The following is an 18011-nucleotide window of genomic DNA, read 5'->3' as shown; positions in this document are numbered from 1 at the left end:
CAGGGTTGATCGCGTTGCACAACCATCTCCGCGGCGGAGCCGCGACCGGAGCCGTCCCGCGCGTCCCCCGGGACACCCCCGTCACACGAGCTGCCCGGCCTCCCCGCGCAGCGGTGCCGGGAGGTCGTCGCGGTGCAGGACCACCAGGGTGCTGACCGCCCGGGTGAGGACGACGTAGAGCCGGTGCAGGCCGCGCGGCTCGGCCGCCACGATCGCCGCGGGGTCGACGACCACCACCGCGTCGAACTCCAGCCCCTTGGCCAGCGTGGCGGGGACGACGGCGACCGCGGCCGCGCCCGTCCCGTCGTCGGTGAGCTCGGCCGCGTCGACGCCGGCGCCGGTGAGCAGGCCGGCCACCCCGGCCACCGCCGCGTCGGCGCAGACGATCCCGATCGAGCCGGCGACCGCGGCCAGCGCCCCGACCACCTCCAGCAGCGGGCCCCCGAACGCGGGCACCGGTCGCAGCGACAGCGCGTCGGGCTCGGACCGGACCGCGGTGGCCGGCGTCAGCCCGGGGGCGATCACCGGTAGCAGCCGGTTGGCGAAGTCGAGCACCTCGGCCGGCACCCGGTAGCCCCGGGTCAGCGGGGTGATGCCGGCGTCCGGCCGCCCCAGGTCGGCCAGCGTGCGAGCCCAGTCGTCCGGCGACCAGGGGCTGGTGCCCTGCGCCAGGTCGCCGAGCACGGTGAGCGAGCCGGCGCCCAGCCGGCGGGCGATCGCCCGGCACTGCATGGGCGAGAGGTCCTGCGCCTCGTCGACGACCACGTGCCCGTGGCCGGGGGTGCGCTCCAGCAGCCCGGCGAGCTCGTCGGCCAGCACCGCGTCGGCCGCCGTCCACGGGGCGGTGCGCACCGACCGGGGCGGCACCGGCCAGCGCAGCAGCGCCTGCTCGGCGTCGTCCAGGATCCCGCGGGCGGCGCGGGCCAGCCGGTCGGGTTCGGTCCACAGCCGGAGCAGCAGCCCGGCGGCGTCCCGGGCCGGCCAGACGCGGTCGCAGAACTCCCGCACCTCGGGGCTGCGGGCGGCCCGCCGGACCTCGCCGTCGGAAGGGCTGCCGCCGGCCTCCTCCTTCTGCCGGCGGGCGTCCGTCGCCAGCAGCATCGCCAGCCGCTCGCGGCCGGCCGCGTAGTGCAGCAGCTGCTGGTCGTCGGTGCCCCTCCCCCGGCGGCGCAGGTCGTCGACGGCGCGCTTGAGCCGCTCGACCGGCACCCGGTAACGCCGTCCGGCCAGGGGCAACAGCACGTCGTCGACCGGCTTGGCGATCTCGCCCCACAGCGCCCGGCGCAGCACCTCGGCCAGCCGGGCGTCGCCCTTGAGCGTCGCGACGTCGGGGCGGTCCTCGGCCCGCACCGGCACCCGGGCGGTCAGCTCGGCCACCGTGGTCTGCGCGACGTCGGCCTCGCCGAGGGTGGGCAGCACCTGCTCGATGTAGCGCAGGAACGCCCGGTTGGGCCCGACGACCAGGACGCCGGTGCGCGCCAGCTGCCCGCCGTGCGTGTAGAGCAGGTAGGCCGCCCGGTGCAGGCCGACGGCGGTCTTCCCGGTGCCCGGAGCGCCCTGCACGCAGATGGAGTCGGCCAGCGGGGCGCGGACGATGTCGTCCTGGTCGGGCTGGATGGTGGCGACGATGTCGCGCATCGGGCCGCTGCGCGGCCGCTCGATCTCCGCGCGCAGCAGCTCGCCGGGATGCCCGGAGCCCGGCTCGGCGAGCAGCTCGTCCTCGTAGCCGGTGAGCTCGCCGCCGGAGAAGCCGAACCGGCGGCGCCGCGCCACGCCCTGCGGATCGGCGGCGTTGGCCTGGTAGAACGGCCGGCTCATCGGCGCCCGCCAGTCGATGACGACCGGGTCGCCCGCGGCGTCGCGCACGTGCCGGCGGCCGATGTGGAAGGTCTCGCCGGCGCCGTCGACCGGCAGCGCGTCGGTGCGCCCGAAGAACGGCGGGACGCCGGGGTCGGCGGCCAGGGCGGCCAGCCGCTCGGCCCGGGCGGCGCCGAGGCGCTCGGACGCCCAGGAGTCGACGCCGGCGTCGGTGACGGCGGATGCGGCGACGCGCATCTGCGCCAGGCAGTCGGCGGCCCGGCGCAGGTGGGCGCGCTCGGCAGCGAGGACGGGATCGGGGGCGGTGGTCTCGGGGGCTGCGGGGAGAGACACGGTCGGAGGACGTTACGCCCGCCGGCGCCTCCGGGCGAGGGGTTTCGGCGGCCGCCCTCCGGTCGTCGGCGCGCCGTCCACGGCGTTGGATGGGGGCATGCCTGACTCGATGCTGGCCGGCCGGCTGAACGTGCGCACCCGTGAGTTCGTGGTCAAGGAGGTGCCCAAGCCGACGCCGGGCCCCGGTGAGGTGCTGATCGAGGTGAAGGCGGCGGGCATCTGCCTCTCCGACGTCCACCTCATCGAGGGCCAGCTCTCGCCGCTGTTCCTCGCCGGTGACGAGGTGACCCTCGGCCACGAGGTGGCCGGCACCGTCGCCGAGCTCGGTGCCGGGGTGGCCGGCTGGACGGAGGGTCAGCGGGTGCTGCTGCAGGCCGGCGAGGAGAAGGGCGGCTGGATCCACACCCGGGGCGTCGACTACGACGGCGGGTGGGCGCAGTACGCCCTGGCCACGGCCGACACCGTCGTGCCGATCCCCGATGCCCTGCCGCTCGAGCAGGCCTGCATCGTGCCCGACGCGGTGTCCACGCCGTGGGCCTCGATCGTGCGGACGGCGCAGGTGCGGGCCGCCCAGCCCGTCGGCGTCTGGGGCATCGGCGGGCTCGGCGCGCACGCGGTGCAGCTGCTGCGCCTGGCCGGGGCCGCGCCGATCGTCGCCGTCGACCCGGTGCCGGCCGCCCGGCAGCGGGCGCTCGACTTCGGCGCCGACCTCGCGCTGGACCCGGCCGAGGACATCGCCACCCGCGTCCGCGAGCTGACCGGCGGGCCCGGGCTGGCGTTCGCCTTCGACTTCGCCGGCGTCGCCGCGGTGCGCGAGCAGGCGGTGCGCTGCCTGGAGCGCGACGGCGCCCTCGTGCTGGTCGGCCTCACCGACCAGCCGCTGGAGATCCGCAACGGCACCCAGTTCAGCTACTTCGGCCAGCGGATCCTCGGCCACTACGGCTCCGAGCCCGCGCACGTGGTGGAGCTGGTCGACCTGATCCGGCACCACCGCCTGGACCTGAGCCGCTCCGTCTCCGGAACCCTGCCGCTCGCCGACGCCGCCGAGGGCGTGGCGCGGCTGGCGAACAAGGAGGGCGACCCCATCCGCCTGGTCATCACCCCCTGATGCCCGGTCGCGCCGAGTGGGGGCCGTAGGCTCCCGCGCAGGCGCGACGCAGCGGCTCAGCGGCGGTGGGGGACGGCTCCTGGCCGCGGTGTCGTCCGGAGGACGACGGTGTCATCGGGCCCACTCGGCGCGACCCGACTACTCAGGCTCGCGGATCAGCACCTGGACCGCGCGGAACTGCTTCGGCGTCTCCAGCAGGACGGCCTTGGTCGGCTCCCCCACGTCGAGGGCGGGGTCGCGGCGCAGGGCCGCCAGCGGGCGCAGCCGGGGGTCGGCCAGCACCTCGTCGGTCAGCCCCCGGTCGCCGCCGGTGAAGAGCGCGGCCAGCCCGTCGGCGTGCGGCAGCGCCACCCGGGCTGCGGTCTCCACGGCGTGGTCGACGACGGCGTCGGTCTGGTGGCCACGCCGGCGGGCGAAGCGCTGCTGCGACCAGCCACCGGCCGCCGTCCGGCCCTGCACCTGCCGGGCGTCGACCTTGGACACGACCAGCTGGTCGCCGTCGAAGACGCCGACCGCCCACCGGCCGCGGCGGACCAGCAGCACCGCGGCCCGCCGCGGACGGCCCGCGGCGGCGGTGAAGCTGCCGAGCAGCGGGGCCTCCGGCGTCCAGCCGAACGGGGCACGCAGGACGACCGTGGTCGTGTCGGCGCAGGTGATCGTCAGCCCGTCGTCGGCCGGCTCGACCGCGGTGAACGCGCCGTGCCGGGTGGCGACGCCGTCCAGCCAGCGGCCCAGCCGCTCCGGGCCCACGCCGAGCTGCCGCCCACCGCCGGCGGCGGGCCGGGGACGGGTCACCGGGACCGCAGGGTCAGCAGCCGGTCGAGCACGTTCCCGACCCGGAGCCCGTCGTGCTCGTGCTCGTTGGTGACCCAGGTGCGCACGTTGCCGACCGCCTCGGCGGTCTCCAGCGACAGCCCGGCGTCGACGTACATGTCGTCGAAGTAGACGGCGGCGTCGACCGGCACCTCGTTGGCGGCCAGCCGCGCGGGGTCGTAGAGCGCGGGGAACTCTTCGCGCTCGGCCAGCGCCTCCGCGGCCGGGCCGAACGGCCGCAGCGAGGCGATCTCCTCGAACATCCAGGGGTAGATCATCTCGCCGGTGAACGGCAGCGGGCGGCGGTCGCCGTCGAACTCCGGGCCGCGCTCGTCCTGCGCCGTCCAGCCGATCGGGCCGGGCCCCTGCGCGTAGATGCTCTCGTGCAGGGCCGCGTACAGCGGGTTGTCCCAGGAGGACGTCCGGCGGGCCACCTGGTCGAGGAAGGTGTCCGACAGCCCGCCGTCGTCGTCGAGCGCCTCCTCGAACAGCCAGTGCAGCTCCTCGGCGCCGTCCCGGGTGCCCAGCGCCTGACCGACCGTCTGCAGCCGGCGGACGGTCAGCCGGTCGCCGTCGGGCAGGGTCGCGGGCTCGGCGGCCAGCCGGTCGGCTACGGCGGCGATGCCCGCCACGTCGCCCGGGTACCGCTCGTAGAACCGGCGGGTCTTCGCCGCGACGCGGGGATACGTGCGCCGGTAGACCTCCCGGCCGTCGGCGTGCAGGCCGGGCAGCCCGCCGGTGACCAGGCACCTCTGCAGCCCCTCCGGCGCCCGCGAGAGGTAGGTCAGGGTCACGAAGCCGCCGTAGCTCTGGCCCAGGGTGCTCCAGGACCGGCCGCCGTAGAGCGTCGTCCGGACGTGCTCGGCGTCGGCGACGATCGAGTCCGCGCGGAAGGCGAGCAGGTGGGCGGCGGCCGCGGCGGCGTCGGGCAAGCGGCCGATCGTCGCGCCGGTGACCCGGGAGCTGCGCCCGGTGCCCCGCTGGTCGAGCAGGACCACCCGGAACTCGCGCAGCGCCCGGTCGATCCAGCCGCCGCGGGTCGGCCGGGGCGACTTCCCGCCCGGGCCGCCCTGCAGGAAGAGCAGCAGCGGCAGGTCGTCCCCGCGCCGGTCGGGGTGCACCAGCTCGCGCACGAAGACGTCGAGGGTGCCGCCGGTGTCGGGGGCGCTCCAGTGCAGCGGCACGGTCACCGACCGGTCGCGCACCTGCGCCCCGGGGAGCGCGTACTCCTGCACGGCGTCAGCGGGCCAGCGCCGGCTCGGCGGCGTGCTCGGCCGGCACGTGCAGCAGCCGCTGGTAGAGGCCGACGACGACGGCGGCGATCCCCGCGGCGACGACCGCGACGATGAACGCCCGGTTGGCGCCGGCGACGTCGACGATCTTGCCCGCGGCCGAGGCGCCCACGGCGACCCCCAGGCCCAGCGCGGTGCCGATCCAGGTGAACGCCTCCGTCACCGCCGACCGGGGCACCAGGAGCTCGGCCAGGGTGAAGGAGCTGATCAGCGAGGGCGACACCGCGATGCCCGCGACGATCACGAACGGGACCATCACCCAGATGTCGTCGATGAACAGGAGCGGGACGACCAGCAGGGTGAGCAGGGTCAGGGCGCCGACCAGCCGCAGCCGGAGCGGCAGCTGCCAGTGGATGGCCCCCCAGCCGATGCCGCTGGCCATCGACCCCACCGCCAGGCTGGCGATGAGCACGCCGGACAGCGACATGGCGTCCCGCTCGTCGGCGAAGGCGACCAGGGCGATCTCCAGCGTGCCGAGGATCGCGCCGACCGCCGCCCCGACGACGAAGAGCACCCGCAGACCCGTGGTGCGGATCGCGGACGGACCCTGCCGGCTCGCGTGCCCGTGCGGCTCCGGTTCCGTGCGGCGCTGGGCGGCGAACAGCAGGCTGCCCACGGTGGCGAGCGTGAACGCCGTCACCACGCCGGAGGTCGCGTGCCCCGTGGTGGAGAGGAACGTGACCAGGACCGGGCCGACGATGAAGACGAACTCGTCGACGACGGACTCCATCGCCAGAGCCGTGGGCAGCCGGTGGCTGCCGCGCAGGAGGTGGGTCCAGCGGACGCGGATCATCGAGGAGACCGGCGGGATGCAGGCCCCGGCCAGCCCGGCGGAGGCGAAGACGATCCAGAGCGGCCAGGCCTCGCGGACGGAGAACAGGAAGACCAGCCCGGCGGCGACGAAGACCACCAGCACCGGAAGCAGCACCCGGCGCTGGCCGTGCGTGTCGGCCCACCGCCCCAGCAGCGGCCCGGCGATCGCCGTCGTCACGGCGCCCACGGCGGCCACGGCGCCGCCGAGGCCGTAGGAGCCCGTCTCGGACGCCACCAGCAGGACCGAGCCGAGCCCGACCATCGACAGGGGCAGCCGGCCGATGAAGGCGGCGAGCACCATCGGCAGGGCGTGCGGGGTCCGCAGCACCTGCAGGTACGGATTTGCCACGAGGGGGGATGCCTCCGAGAACGGGAAGGGGCCCCCGCCACGCTAACCGACCCCGGCCCGACGCGCCGTGAGGCCAGACCGGCACCCCGCCGCCCCCCTCCTGGGCGGGGGCGGGACGACGAGGGCCCGGACCGCAGCTGCGGTCCGGGCCCCGGGTCGCGCTTCTTACGCGAGGCGGCTCTTCAGGATCTCCAGCTCGTCCCACATGGTGCTGGGCAGCTTGTCACCGAACTTCTCGAACCACTCGGTGATCTGAGGGATCTCCTCGCGCCACTCCTCGGACTTGACGGCGAGGGCCTGCTCGACCTGCTCGGGCGTCAGGTCCAGGCCGGAGACGTCGAGGGAGTCGACGGTGGGCACGTGGCCGACCGGCGTCTCGACCGCCGCCGCGGTGCCCTCGAGGCGCTCGATGACCCACTTCAGCACGCGGCTGTTCTCGCCGAAGCCCGGCCACAGGAAGCCGCCGTCCTCGTCGCGGCGGAACCAGTTCACGTAGAAGATCTTCGGCAGCTTGCTGGCGTCGTGCTGCTTGCCGGTGTTCACCCAGTGGCCGAAGTAGTCACCGGCGTTGTAGCCGATGAACGGCAGCATGGCGAACGGGTCGCGGCGGACGACGCCGACGGCGCCGGTGGCGGCCGCGGTGGTCTCCGAGGAGAGCGTGGCCCCCATGAAGACGCCGTGGTTCCAGTCCCGCGCCTCGCTGACCAGCGGGATCGTGGTCTTGCGGCGGCCACCGAAGAGGATCGCCGAGATCGGCACGCCCTTCGGGTCGGTGTACTCCGGAGCCAGGATCGGGCACTGGGTGATCGGCGTGCAGAACCGCGAGTTCGGGTGCGACGAGAGCTCGTCGGACTCCGGCGTCCAGTCGCGGCCCTTCCAGTCGGTCAGGTGGGCGGGGGCGTCGTCGGTCATGCCCTCCCACCAGACGTCGCCGTCATCGGTCAGCGCGACGTTGGTGAAGACCGAGTTGCCGTTGTCGATCGTCCGCATGGCGTTCGGGTTGGTGTCCCACCCGGTGCCGGGCGCGACGCCGAAGAGGCCGAACTCGGGGTTGATGGCGTAGAGGCGGCCGTCCTCGCCGAAACGCATCCAGGCGATGTCGTCGCCGATCGTCTCGACCTTCCAGCCGGGGATGGTCGGCTCGAGCATCGCCAGGTTCGTCTTGCCGCAGGCCGACGGGAAGGCGCCGGCCACGTAGTAGACCTTCTGCTGCGGGTTGGTGAGCTTGAGGATGAGCATGTGCTCGGCCAGCCAGCCCTCGTCGCGGGCCATGGCCGAGGCGATGCGCAGCGAGTAGCACTTCTTGCCCAGCAGCGCGTTGCCGCCGTAGCCGGAGCCGTAGGACCAGATGGCCCGCTCCTCGGGGAAGTGCACGATGTACTTGGTGTCGCTGCACGGCCACGGGACGTCGGCCTGACCGTCCTCGAGCGGCGCACCGAGGGAGTGCATCGCCGGCACGAACGGCCGGTCGGTGCCCAGGGCCTCGAGGATGGCGCTGCCGATCCGCGCCATGACGCGCATGGAGACGACGACGTACTCGGAGTCGGTGAGCTCGACGCCGAACATCGGGTTCTCGGCCTCGACCGGGCCCATGCAGAACGGGATGACGTACATCGTCCGGCCGCGCATGCACCCCCGGTACAGCTCGGTCATGACCGACTTCATCTCGTTCGGGTCCATCCAGTTGTTGGTGGGACCCGCGTCGGCCTCGTCGACCGAGCAGATGTAGGTGCGGTCCTCGACGCGCGCGACGTCGCTGGGGTCGGAGGCGCAGTGGAAGGAGTTGGGCTTCTTCGCCAGGCGCGTGAACGTGCCGGCGTCGACGAGCTTGGTCGTGAGCCGCTCCCACTCCTCGTCGGTGCCGTCGACCCAGACCACCTGGTCGGGGGTCGTCAGCTCGGCCATCTCCCGCACCCACGCCAGGAGGCGGGCGTGCGTGGTGGGGGCGTTCTCCAGACCTGGGGTGGCCACGGTGGTCACGGCGTCTCCATCCTCTGCGTTGCCGGGGCGGAGTGCTGCACCGGCGGTGGTGCGGTCTACCCGGCGACGTCGCTGGTGCAACCCGCCGGATCAGGAGAGGTTACCGGCGCATCGCACCGATGTAACCGTGAGAGATGTTACGTCTAGGACGTCTGCCCCTAGGTCGAAAGCCCCTGGCCGGGCGACCGGCCGACGGGGCCCGACCCCGTCCGCGAGCCGCGGCACCGGCGGGGCGAGGCCGGGAGCCCCCGCTCCGGTGCGCCGTGGCCCTAGCCTGCGCGGCATGCCGCCTCCCCCGGCGCTCGTCCGCGCCGCCACGATCCAGCTCGCCGCCGGCCTGGCCGGCCAGGTGGTCGCCCTCCGCCGGCGCCACGCCTACGACGTCCCCTTCATGACCGGCAGCCCCGAGCACGTCGGCCGCGACTCGTGGTGGTTCGGCACGGCGATCAGCGCGCCGTCCTACATGCTCGGCAGCCAGGCGTGGGCCGTGCTCCGCCTGCTGCGCGACCCGGCGGACGACCGGGCCCGGCAGGCGCTCCGCCTGCTCGGCACGGGCATGGTCGGCGGCTACCTCTCCGAGCGGCTGTGCCGGCACCGGCTGACAGCGGCCGGGTTCGACCCGGTGGAGACGCCGATCGTGGCGCTGGGGTTCGGCGGCTCCGTCGCCATGGCCGTGCTGGCCCGCCGTCAGCTCCGGCCGTAGGCGGGCCCGACCTCGGCGAGGAAGGCGTCCCAGTCCCCCGGCACCGGGTCGCCCGCGACCTCGGCGCCGAACTTGTCCAGGTACCAGTGCCAGCCCATGGCGAAGTCGACGACGTCGGTGCCGGCCGGGAAGACCTGGGTGAAGAGGAGGTGGGTCCGCCCGTCCTCGGCCCGCAGGTCGAGGGCGAGGGACCAGTCCTCGGTCTCCTGCTGGGTCCACTCGACCACGAGCCGGCGCGGCGGATCGCACTCGCGGATCGTCATCGGCTCGCCGATCTGCTCGGCCTCGTGGGTCATCGTGAACGTGCCGGTGCCACCCACGGCGCGCTCGCCCTCGTACGTGCCGATCCAGCGGCCCATGCGGTCCGGCTCGGTCAGGGCCGCCCAGACGTCCTCGATCGGGTCGGGCCACGAGCGGCGGAACTCCAGCCTCCGCCGCCCGTCGTCCTCGGTGGTGACGGTGCCCCGCCGGGCCCCCGGGCCCGTGTCCTCGCGTCGCAGGTTCATGTCGCTCCTCCGTTCCTCCGCGCCCGCCGGCCGCGGGCCATCTCGGTGTCCAGCGCGTCCAGCCGGTGCGCCCACAGGTCGCGGTAGCGCTCCAGCCAGTCGTCGATCTCCCGCAGCGGCCCGGGGTCGAGCGCGTACAGCCGCTGCCGTCCGTCGCTCCGGACCCGGACCAGCCCCGCCTCGCGCAGCACCCGCAGGTGCCGGCTGATCGCCGGGCGGCTGACCGGGAACCGGTCGGCCAGCTCCCCGGCGGGGAGCTCGCCGCCGGCGAGCAGGTCGAGCAGGGCGCGCCGGGTCGGGTCGCCGAGCGCCTGCATCGCCTCCACGGGACATGCGTAACACATCGGTTACGTGTCGGGCGAGGGGTTGGCGCGCGGTGGTGACGGATACGAGGGGCCCATGACCGTCACCGATCCGGACGTGCCCGACCCGCTCAACGACCCGCGAACCCTGCAGGCGGACCCCGGCGCGCTGGGCGAGGGCGAGGACCTCGCCTCCGCCGCCGACGACCCCGCGGCCGCCGGCGAGGACGAGCTCGCCACCAGCGCGGACCTCGAGGACGAGGCCGGTGGGGGCGACATCACCGGCGGCGCCGCCCCGGCCACCTGATCCATGTGACGGATCGGTCCGTCGCGGGTAGGTCGGCGAGGTCCCTACCGCACCTGATCGAGGAGGATCGATGGCCACGGGCGAAACCGGCTTCGAGGACGTCTTCTACGACCTGATCTCCGTGCAGTACCACTCGCTCAAGGCCGGGCACGACTACGGCCAGTACGTCCGGGACGCCGAGAACGCGGGCCTGGACGACGTGGCGAGCTTCTTCCGCGAGGTGATGGAGCAGGACTCCGCGCGGGCGAAGCGCTGCCACGAACTGCTCGGCACGCTCCAGGGCACCGAGCACGGCGGCCCCGCCACCACGTAGGACGGCAGGCCAGGATGGGCGGGTGATCACGACTGCGCTCACCCGCCTGCTGGACCTCGCCGCGCCGGTCATCGGTGCGCCGATGGCCGGCGTGGCCGGCGGGGAGCTCGCCGCGGCCGTCTCCCGGGCCGGTGGGCTCGGGATGATCGGCGTGGGTGGTCCGACCACGCCGGCGTTCCTCGCCGAGCAGTGCGCCGTCCCGACGGAGCAGCACCTGCCCTTCGGCGTCGGCCTCATGGCCTGGGCGCTCCCCGACCGCCCCGAGCTGCTCGAGGCGGCCATCGCCACCCGGCCGGCCCTGGTGTCGGTCTCCTTCGGCGACCCGGCGCCCTTCGTCCCCGTCCTCCACGAGGCGGGGATCACCGTGGCCGCCCAGGTCAACACCGTCGCCGACGTGCACCGCGCGGTCGCCGCCGGCGTGGACGTCGTGGTGGCCCAGGGCAGCGAGGCCGGCGGGCACACCGGGCAGCGGGCCACCCTGCCGCTGCTCCAGGAGGTGCTCGCGCTCACCGACCGGCCGGTCGTGGCGGCCGGGGGCATCGCCACCGGCGGCGGCGTGGCCGCCGCGCTGGCGGCCGGGGCGGCCGGCGTGTGGATCGGCACGCCGCTGCTGTCCTGCCCCGAGGCGCTGAACTCCCCCGCCGCCCGCGCGCGGGTGCGCGCCACCGCCGGTGAGGACACCGTGCTGACACGGGCGTTCGACGTCGCGCAGCGGCTGGCCTGGCCGGAGCGCTGGCCCGGCCGCGCCCTGGTCAACGACTTCACCCGGGCCTGGCACGGCCGGGAGGACGAGCTGGCCCGGGACGACGCGGCCGCCCAGCGCGTGGTCGACGCCCGGCGGACCGACGACGTCGAGAACGCCCCGCTCTACGCCGGCGAGTCCGTCGGGCTGGTCACCGAGGAACGCTCGGCCACCGACGTCGTGCGGGACCTGACCGCGGGCGCCGAACAGGCCCTCCGTCGGGCGGCCGGCCTGCTGGGCTAGACGGCGCAGTTGTCGCCGTCGCAGCCGTCGGCGGCGGGGACGGTGATCAGCGGGTTCGCGTCGGCCCAGGCCCGCTCCAGCAGCTGCCGCAGCAGCTCGGCCGGCTGGGCACCGGCGGCGCCGTACTTCCGGTCGACCACGAAGAACGGGACGCCGGTGGCGCCGAGCGCCTGCGCGGTCGCACCCTCCTGGCGGACCGCGGCGAGGTACCGCCGGTCGGTCAGCGCCTCGCGGACCTCGGCCTCGTCCAGGCCCACCTCGACGGCGTGGGGCACCAGCGAGTCGACGTCGAAGACCGGCCGCCCCTCCTCGAAGTAGGCGTGCAGCAGCCGCTCCTTGAGCTCGTTGCGCTTGCCGTGCTCGGCGGCCAGGTGCAGCAGCTCGTGCGCCAGGAGCGTGTTGCCGCTGACGGCGTCGGCCAGGTGGTACTCGAGGCCCTCGCCGGCGGCCACCTGCTCGACGTGGGCCATGTTCGCCTGCATCTGCTCGACGCTGGTGCCGTACTTGCGCGCCAGCGCGGGCAGCGTCGGGTGCGTCTCGCCCTCGGGGACCGACGGGTCGAGCTGGAACGAGCGCCAGACGACCTCCACCTGGTCGCGGTGCGGGAACTCCTCGAGCGCGGCCTCCAGGCGGCGCTTGCCGATGTAGCACCACGGACAGACGACGTCGGACCAGACCTCTACCTGCATGCCCGGCCCAACGTCGTCCGCCCGTCCGACGATTCCGGGTCAGCGCACGCCGACGAGGTCGACGACGAAGACCAGCGTCGCGCCCGGCTTGATGACACCACCGGCACCCCGGTCGCCGTATGCCTTGTGCGCCGGGATGGTCAGCCGGCGGCGCCCACCGACCTTCATGCCGACGATGCCCTCGTCCCAGCCCTGGATGACCATGCCCACACCCACCCGGAACTCGAGCGGGTCGCCGCGGTCCCACGAGGCGTCGAACTGCTCGCCGCCCTCGTGGGTGACCCCGACGTAGTGGGCGCTCACCAGGTCGCCGGCCTTGGCCTCCTGGCCCTCGCCGACGACCAGGTCCTCGATCACCAGGTCGTCGGGCGCCGGCCCGCTGGGCGGCTCGACCTCGGGTCGGCTCAGTTCCGCCACGGTTCTCCCTCCCGCACCGGGGCTCTCCCGGCGCCGTCGTCCTCCATCCAAGCAGCGCCGGCGGGGACCGGCTCGGGGCCGGGGTCGGGTCGGCCGACGTCGAGCGGGTGGGCCAGCTCGTCGGCCGGCATGCGGGCGGCGACGATCGCGACGACGGCCAGCAGCACCGGGACCGTCCCGCCGACGACGAACGTCCAGCGCAGGCCGATCAGCTCGCTCACCGGCCCGGCGAGCGCCATGGACAGGGGCATGAAGGACAGCGAGACGAAGAAGTCGAGGCTGGAGACCCGGCCCAGCAGCGCCGCGGGGACACGGCGCTGCAGCAGCGTGCCCCAGATGACCATGCCGGACTGGAACGTCGCGCCCATGACCGCGCCGGCGGCGAGCATCAGCCACAGGTCGGTGGTGAACCCGAACGCCAGCAGCGGCAGGCAGCCCAGGCCCCAGAGCAGGTTCATCACCGTCAGGTACCGCCGCGGCAGGCGCAGCGACGCGACCACGAGGGAGCCGACCGCCCCGCCGATGCCGAAAGCCGCGAGCACCGCGGCGTGCTGGGCCGGCCCGCCACCGGCGGCCTGCACCGCGAAGGGCACCAGCACCTCGAAGGGGCCGATGAAGACCAACAGCATCAGCGACGCGAACAGCAGGGTGGCGAGCAGCCACGGCGTCCGCACCATGTACCGGAAGCCCTCGCGGACGTCGCCGAGCAGCCCGGTGACCGCCGCCCCGCCCCCGGCGCCGGGAATCAGCCCGGCGGCGCGCGCGGGCAGGCCGCGCAGGAACGCCGCGGCCGAGAACGAGGCCAGCGCGGCCGCCCCCAGCGCCGCGGCCGGCGAGTACGCCGCGATCAGCAGCCCGGCGGCCGCCGGACCCGCCGCATGGGCGAGCACCGGGCGGACGACGCCTTCCAGCCCGTTGGCCGCCAGCAGCTCGCCCTCCGGCACCAGGACGGGGACCAGCGCCGAGTAGGCGGGGTAGTAGGTGCCCATCGCGAGGCCGCCGACCAGGGAGACGACGGCCAGGTGCCACAGCGCCAGCAGGCCGGTGGCGGAGAGGACGGCGAGGGCGGCCGTGGGCACGGCCAGCACCAGCGCGACCGCCAGCAGGATGTCGCGCTGCGGCAGCCGGTCGGCGAGGGCGCCACCCACCAGGGTGCTCGCCAGCATGCCGGCGGCCGACAGCGCGGTGACCAGGGACAGGGCTGCCGGCCCACCGCCGAGCGCGACGATCTGCCAGACGAGCGCCACGGTCCACAGCCCTGAGCTCAGCAGGGAGAGCGCCAGCGCCCCGGCCAGCCGGCGGTAGTGCTCATGCCTCAGCGGCGCGAGGGCGCGCGGCAGTGCGGTCATGGCAGGTCTCCCCGGGGTGGCTGGCGCCATCGTGTGGCACGGGTACGACAGGACGCACGCGATTTGCCGGAGGGCGCAACGGCGACGGCCCGGGATGTCGTCCCCCGCCGCTACGGTCCGCGCCATGATCGACCACCTGGGTCTGCAGTGCGCCGACGCCGCGGCGGCCGCGGCCTTCTACGAGCAGGTCTTCGCGCCGTGCGGCGTGCGCGAGCTGATGCGGTACGAGACGCCGCACGGACCGGTGATCGGGCTGGCCGGGCCGGACGGGCAGCCACAGCTGTGGACGTCGCCGCTGGAGGGGCCCGGGAACCGCCCGGTGCACCTGGCGCTGGCGGCGCCGTCCCGCGAGGCGGTCGACCAGGTGTTCGCCGCCGCCCGGGAGGCGGGCGCGGAGATCCTGCACGAACCGCGCGAGTGGCCCGAGTACCACCCCGGCTACTACGGCGTCTTCCTCCGCGACCCCGATGGCAACAACGTCGAGGCCGTGCACCACGGGTTCCCGTCGTCCTGACCGTGCGGGGTGCTGCCGGGCGTGCTGGGCTGGACCCATGGCCGCTGACCAGCCCGCGTGGTGGACCCGTGCCGTCGTCTACCAGGTCTACCCGCGCTCGTTCATGGACTCCGACGGCGACGGCATCGGGGACCTCGGCGGCGTGCTGCTGCACCTGGACCACCTGTCCGACCTCGGCGTCGACGTCCTGTGGCTCTCGCCGGTCTACCCCTCCCCGCAGGCCGACAACGGCTACGACATCAGCGACTACCAGGACATCGACCCGCTGTTCGGCTCGCTCCAGCAGCTCGACGAGCTGATCACCGCGCTGCACGCGCGCGGGATGAAGCTGGTCATGGACCTGGTGGTCAACCACACCAGCGACCAGCACCCGTGGTTCCTGGAATCCCGCTCGTCGACGGACTCGCCCAAGCGCGACTGGTACTGGTGGCGGCCGCCGCGGGAGGGCATGGCGCCCGGCGACCCCGGCGCGGAGCCGACCAACTGGCAGTCGTTCTTCTCCGGCCCGACCTGGGAGCTCGACGAGGCGTCCGGCGAGTACTACCTGCACCTGTTCGACCGCCGGCAGCCCGACCTCAACTGGGAGAACCCCGAGGTCCGGCAGGCGGTGCACGAGATGATGCGGTGGTGGCTCGACCGCGGGGTCGACGGCTTCCGCATGGACGTCATCAACATGATCAGCAAGGACGTCGGCCCGGACGGGCACCTGCACGACGGCCCACCGCTGCCGGGCGCTGCGCTGGGTGACGGCTCGGCGTCCTACCTGTGCGGGCCGCGGATCCACGAGTTCCTGCAGGAGATGCACCGCGAGGTCTTCGCCGGGCGGTCGGACGCGCTGCTCACCGTCGGCGAGATGCCCGGCGTCACCGTCGAGCAGGCCCGGCTGTTCACCGACCCGTCCCGCGGCGAGGTGGACATGGTCTTCCAGTTCGAGCACGTGGGCCTGGACCACGGCACCTCGAAGTGGGACATCCACCCGCTGCGGCTGCGCGACCTCAAGGCCTCGTTCGGCCGCTGGCAGGCCGGGCTGGCCGACGTCGGCTGGAACTCCCTCTACTGGGACAACCACGACCAGCCACGCGCCGTCTCCCGATTCGGCGACGACTCGCCCGGGTTCCGGCGGGACTCCGCGACCTGCCTGGCCACGCTGCTGCACCTGCACCGGGGGACGCCGTACGTCTACCAGGGCGAGGAGCTCGGGATGGCGAACTACCCGTTCCGCGGGCTGGAGGAGTTCGCCGACGTCGAGTCGCTCAACCACCACGTGCACGCGGTGTCGGCCGGCCACGACCCGGCGGAGGTGCTGGACGCCCTCCGGTACATGAGCCGCGACAACGCCCGCACGCCGGTGCAGTGGGACGCCTCGCCGCACGCCGGGTTCACCACCGGGACCCCGTGGCTGGCGGTCAACCCCGACCACGTGGAGTGGAACGCGGCCGCGCAGCGGGACGACGAGAACTCGGTCTTCGCCCACCACCGGCGGCTGATCGCGCTGCGGCACACCGACGACGTCGTGGCGCTGGGCGACTTCACCATGCTGCTGCCCGACCACGACGAGGTGTACGCGTTCACCCGCTCGCTCGGCGGCGTGGAGCTGCTCGTCGTCTGCAACCTGTCGCGGACGCCGTACCGGCTGGCCGAGCTGCTGCCCGAGGCGCCGGCCGCCGAACTGGTGCTCGGCAACCTGCCCGACGACGACCCCGCCGAGCTGCGCCCCTGGGAGGCCCGCGTCCTGCGCCTGCCGTGACCATGAGGGTCCGGTCCGCGGGCGTTGACCCGTAGGAGGACGTCCGGGGCCGGCGAACGTCCTCCTGCGGGACAACGGCTTCGTGTTCGCCCTGCCGTACGGCCCGGAGGCCGACTGGGTGCGCAACGTGCTGGCGGCCGGCCGCGCCATCGTCGAGCACGAGGGCCGGTCGGTGCCGGTGCAGCGGCCGCGACTGGTGCCGACGGCCGAGGCGGACCGGTTCCTCCCACCCCGTGAGCAGCGGATGCACCGACTCTTCGGCGTCGTCGACTTCCTCCGCGTGACCGAGGCCGGCCGGTGACGACGACGGATGCCCCGGTCTCGGCGGCGCATCTCCCGCCGTCCTGATCCCCCGTCGCCGGGTCGGCGGTCGTTCCCGTGCCCGACCGGGACGAGCCGGGGCACAGCGCCCGCGCCGACGCGGACGTGCCGGCCCCGGACCGACCGTGGTGCAATGCCGGGGCGGGCAGGCCACGGGGAACGGAACGGACGACGATGCAGCACGGGAACACCCGCACCTCTCCCCAGCCGGACCGCCGTTCCCGCTGGCCGGGAGCGGTGCGGCGCACCTGGGCGCGGCACCCCCGGTTCGGCCTCGCCCTGCGGGCCGCCGTCGCCGCGACGATCGCCTGGTGGCTGGCCCACCTGGTCCCCGGCCCGCTCTCCGACTACCCGTACTACGCCCCGCTCGGCGCGGTCATCGCCACCACCGCCTCCACGCTGGCCGGCTCGGTGCGCTCGTCGGTGCAGACGGTCGCCGCCATCGCGCTGGGCGCCGGGGTCGCGCTGGGGGGCGACGCCCTGTTCGACCAGCAGCTGCTCACCCTCGCGGTGGTCATCGCCGTCAGCGTGGTGCTCGCCGGCTGGGAGCGGCTGGGCAGCTCCGGCAGCTGGCTGCCCACGTCGGCGTTGTTCGTGCTGCTCTTCGGCAGCGAGAACACCACGGCGTACGTCCTCGGCTACCTCGGGCTGTCCTTCATGGGGGCGCTCGTCGGCGTCGCCGTGGCCGCGGCCTTCCCGCCGCTCCCCCTGGCCCCGGCGCAGCAGACCCTCGGCACCCTGCGCGAGGCGCTCGCCGGTCAGCTGGACGACCTGGTGGACGGGCTGCGGCAGGAGCACCCGCCGACGCAGGACGAGTGGGGCGGCCGGATCCGCACGCTCGACCCGCTGCTGGCCCAGATGCGCGACGCCGTCCGGCAGACCGACGAGGCCCGCCGGGGCAACCGCCGCGCCGCCCGGTACCGGACGGTGGCCGATCGGCAGTACCGGCAGGCCCGGGCGCTGGAGAGCCTGACCCTCCTCGTGGAGGACCTCACCATGCTGATCGCCGAGACGGAGGTGGCCGACCGGGAGCACGTACCGCTGGGGCCGCAGCTGCGTCCTCCGGCGTCCCGGGCCCTGGCCGCCCTGGCGGAGGTGCTCCGCTCGGTCGACGGCGCGACGGCCGATCCCGGGGCCACGCGCGAGGCCTACGCCGCGCTGGAGGAGTTCACCACCGAGCTGCGTCGCGCCCGGGCCACCACCGACGACGACCTGTTCGAGGCGGGGAACATCGTCGAGAACGTCCGCCGCTCGCTGGCCGCGGTGCGCCCTCCGGAGCCCGCCGACGAGCAGAGCGACTGAGGGCGGGGGCTTGACCCTCGACCGGGTCGAGGCCGGACGGTGACCGGCGT

General features: G+C 74.7%; 19 protein-coding genes. 9 read left to right on the top strand and 10 right to left on the bottom strand.

The annotated features are described in order from the left end of the window. Positions 1-81: 81 nt before the first annotated feature. Positions 82-2151, bottom strand: coding sequence for a HelD family protein (locus O2W17_RS10890; RefSeq protein ID WP_269192453.1), 2070 nt, complete (start codon positions 2149-2151; stop codon positions 82-84). 97 nt (positions 2152-2248) lie between these two features. Between O2W17_RS10890 and O2W17_RS10885 the strand changes: the two genes are divergently transcribed. Then, a complete protein-coding gene (locus O2W17_RS10885) occupies positions 2249-3259 on the top strand; it encodes a zinc-binding dehydrogenase (protein ID WP_269192452.1) in 1011 nt (336 codons plus the stop codon). Positions 3260-3397: 138 nt separating this feature from the next. Here the strand turns inward: O2W17_RS10885 and O2W17_RS10880 are convergent, their stop codons facing one another. The 4 genes from O2W17_RS10880 to O2W17_RS10865 all read right to left on the bottom strand — a co-directional run bounded on the left by O2W17_RS10880 (position 3398) and on the right by O2W17_RS10865 (position 8506). After that, on the bottom strand, positions 3398-4054 hold the full coding sequence (locus tag O2W17_RS10880) for an acVLRF1 family peptidyl-tRNA hydrolase (RefSeq protein WP_269192451.1): 657 nt from the start codon (positions 4052-4054) through the stop codon (positions 3398-3400). Then, positions 4051-5307: an alpha/beta fold hydrolase gene (locus tag O2W17_RS10875; RefSeq protein WP_269192450.1), complete on the bottom strand. Its 1257-nt coding sequence runs from the start codon at positions 5305-5307 to the stop codon at positions 4051-4053. Before O2W17_RS10875 ends, O2W17_RS10880 begins: the two co-directional genes overlap by 4 nt. A 4-nt stretch (positions 5308-5311) precedes the next feature. After that, on the bottom strand, positions 5312-6526 hold the full coding sequence (locus O2W17_RS10870; RefSeq protein WP_269192449.1) for an MFS transporter: 1215 nt from the start codon (positions 6524-6526) through the stop codon (positions 5312-5314). Between the two features lie 165 nt (positions 6527-6691). Beyond that, on the bottom strand, positions 6692-8506 hold the full coding sequence (locus O2W17_RS10865; protein WP_269192448.1) for a phosphoenolpyruvate carboxykinase (GTP): 1815 nt from the start codon (positions 8504-8506) through the stop codon (positions 6692-6694). Between the two features lie 283 nt (positions 8507-8789). Here O2W17_RS10865 and O2W17_RS10860 point away from each other — a divergent pair, with 283 nt between their 5' ends. Continuing rightward, entirely contained in the window at positions 8790-9209 is a 420-nt protein-coding gene (locus O2W17_RS10860) for a hypothetical protein (protein WP_269192447.1), read from the top strand. On the opposite strand, the gene O2W17_RS10855 is transcribed toward O2W17_RS10860, so the two are convergent. Together O2W17_RS10855 and O2W17_RS10850 are read right to left on the bottom strand one after the other, a co-directional pair. Then, the gene (locus O2W17_RS10855) at positions 9194-9715 is read right to left on the bottom strand and encodes an SRPBCC family protein (RefSeq protein ID WP_269192446.1); all 522 of its coding nucleotides are present in this window, start codon (positions 9713-9715) and stop codon (positions 9194-9196) included. The genes O2W17_RS10860 and O2W17_RS10855 overlap by 16 nt on opposite strands. Then, the gene (locus O2W17_RS10850; RefSeq protein ID WP_269193290.1) at positions 9712-10032 is read right to left on the bottom strand and encodes an ArsR/SmtB family transcription factor; all 321 of its coding nucleotides are present in this window, start codon (positions 10030-10032) and stop codon (positions 9712-9714) included. Before O2W17_RS10850 ends, O2W17_RS10855 begins: the two co-directional genes overlap by 4 nt. Positions 10033-10114: 82 nt before the next feature. On the opposite strand from O2W17_RS10850, the gene O2W17_RS10845 reads away from it, so the two are divergent. From O2W17_RS10845 to O2W17_RS10835, 3 genes are all read left to right on the top strand, one after another. Beyond that, a complete protein-coding gene (locus O2W17_RS10845) occupies positions 10115-10324 on the top strand; it encodes a hypothetical protein (RefSeq protein WP_269192445.1) in 210 nt (69 codons plus the stop codon). A gap of 70 nt (positions 10325-10394) precedes the next feature. Next, a complete protein-coding gene (locus O2W17_RS10840) occupies positions 10395-10637 on the top strand; it encodes an acyl carrier protein (protein WP_269192444.1) in 243 nt (80 codons plus the stop codon). 22 nt (positions 10638-10659) lie between these two features. Beyond that, the gene (locus tag O2W17_RS10835; protein WP_269192443.1) at positions 10660-11622 is read left to right on the top strand and encodes an NAD(P)H-dependent flavin oxidoreductase; all 963 of its coding nucleotides are present in this window, start codon (positions 10660-10662) and stop codon (positions 11620-11622) included. Here the strand turns inward: O2W17_RS10835 and O2W17_RS10830 are convergent. Genes O2W17_RS10830 through O2W17_RS10820 form a run of 3 tightly spaced genes read right to left on the bottom strand, consistent with a single transcriptional unit; the run spans position 11619 to position 14077 of the window. Continuing rightward, complete coding sequence (locus O2W17_RS10830; RefSeq protein WP_269192442.1) at positions 11619-12311, bottom strand: DsbA family oxidoreductase; 693 nt, start codon at positions 12309-12311, stop codon at positions 11619-11621. The two genes, O2W17_RS10835 and O2W17_RS10830, sit on opposite strands and share 4 nt — an antisense overlap. Positions 12312-12350: 39 nt before the next feature. After that, positions 12351-12728 (bottom strand): FKBP-type peptidyl-prolyl cis-trans isomerase, encoded by a 378-nt coding sequence (locus O2W17_RS10825; RefSeq protein WP_269192441.1) that lies wholly within the window; start codon positions 12726-12728, stop codon positions 12351-12353. Continuing rightward, positions 12716-14077, bottom strand: coding sequence for an MFS transporter (locus O2W17_RS10820; protein WP_269192440.1), 1362 nt, complete (start codon positions 14075-14077; stop codon positions 12716-12718). The genes O2W17_RS10825 and O2W17_RS10820 overlap by 13 nt, the downstream gene beginning before the upstream one ends. 124 nt (positions 14078-14201) lie before the next feature. Between O2W17_RS10820 and O2W17_RS10815 the strand changes: the two genes are divergently transcribed. The 4 genes from O2W17_RS10815 to O2W17_RS10800 all read left to right on the top strand — a co-directional run bounded on the left by O2W17_RS10815 (position 14202) and on the right by O2W17_RS10800 (position 17961). Continuing rightward, the gene (locus O2W17_RS10815; RefSeq protein WP_269192439.1) at positions 14202-14591 is read left to right on the top strand and encodes a VOC family protein; all 390 of its coding nucleotides are present in this window, start codon (positions 14202-14204) and stop codon (positions 14589-14591) included. A gap of 37 nt (positions 14592-14628) precedes the next feature. Next, entirely contained in the window at positions 14629-16338 is a 1710-nt protein-coding gene (locus O2W17_RS10810) for a glycoside hydrolase family 13 protein (protein WP_269192438.1), read from the top strand. Positions 16339-16420: 82 nt separating this feature from the next. Beyond that, on the top strand, positions 16421-16639 hold the full coding sequence (locus O2W17_RS10805) for a hypothetical protein (RefSeq protein ID WP_269192437.1): 219 nt from the start codon (positions 16421-16423) through the stop codon (positions 16637-16639). Positions 16640-16896: 257 nt separating this feature from the next. Beyond that, complete coding sequence (locus O2W17_RS10800) at positions 16897-17961, top strand: FUSC family protein (protein ID WP_269192436.1); 1065 nt, start codon at positions 16897-16899, stop codon at positions 17959-17961. Positions 17962-18011: the final 50 nt, after the last annotated feature.

The organism is Blastococcus sp. VKM Ac-2987, from assembly GCF_026967805.1.
GTDB lineage: Bacteria > Actinomycetota > Actinomycetes > Mycobacteriales > Geodermatophilaceae > Blastococcus.
The sequence above is the reverse complement of the archived record's forward strand: the minus strand, read 5'-3'. Positions and strand labels throughout refer to the sequence as shown.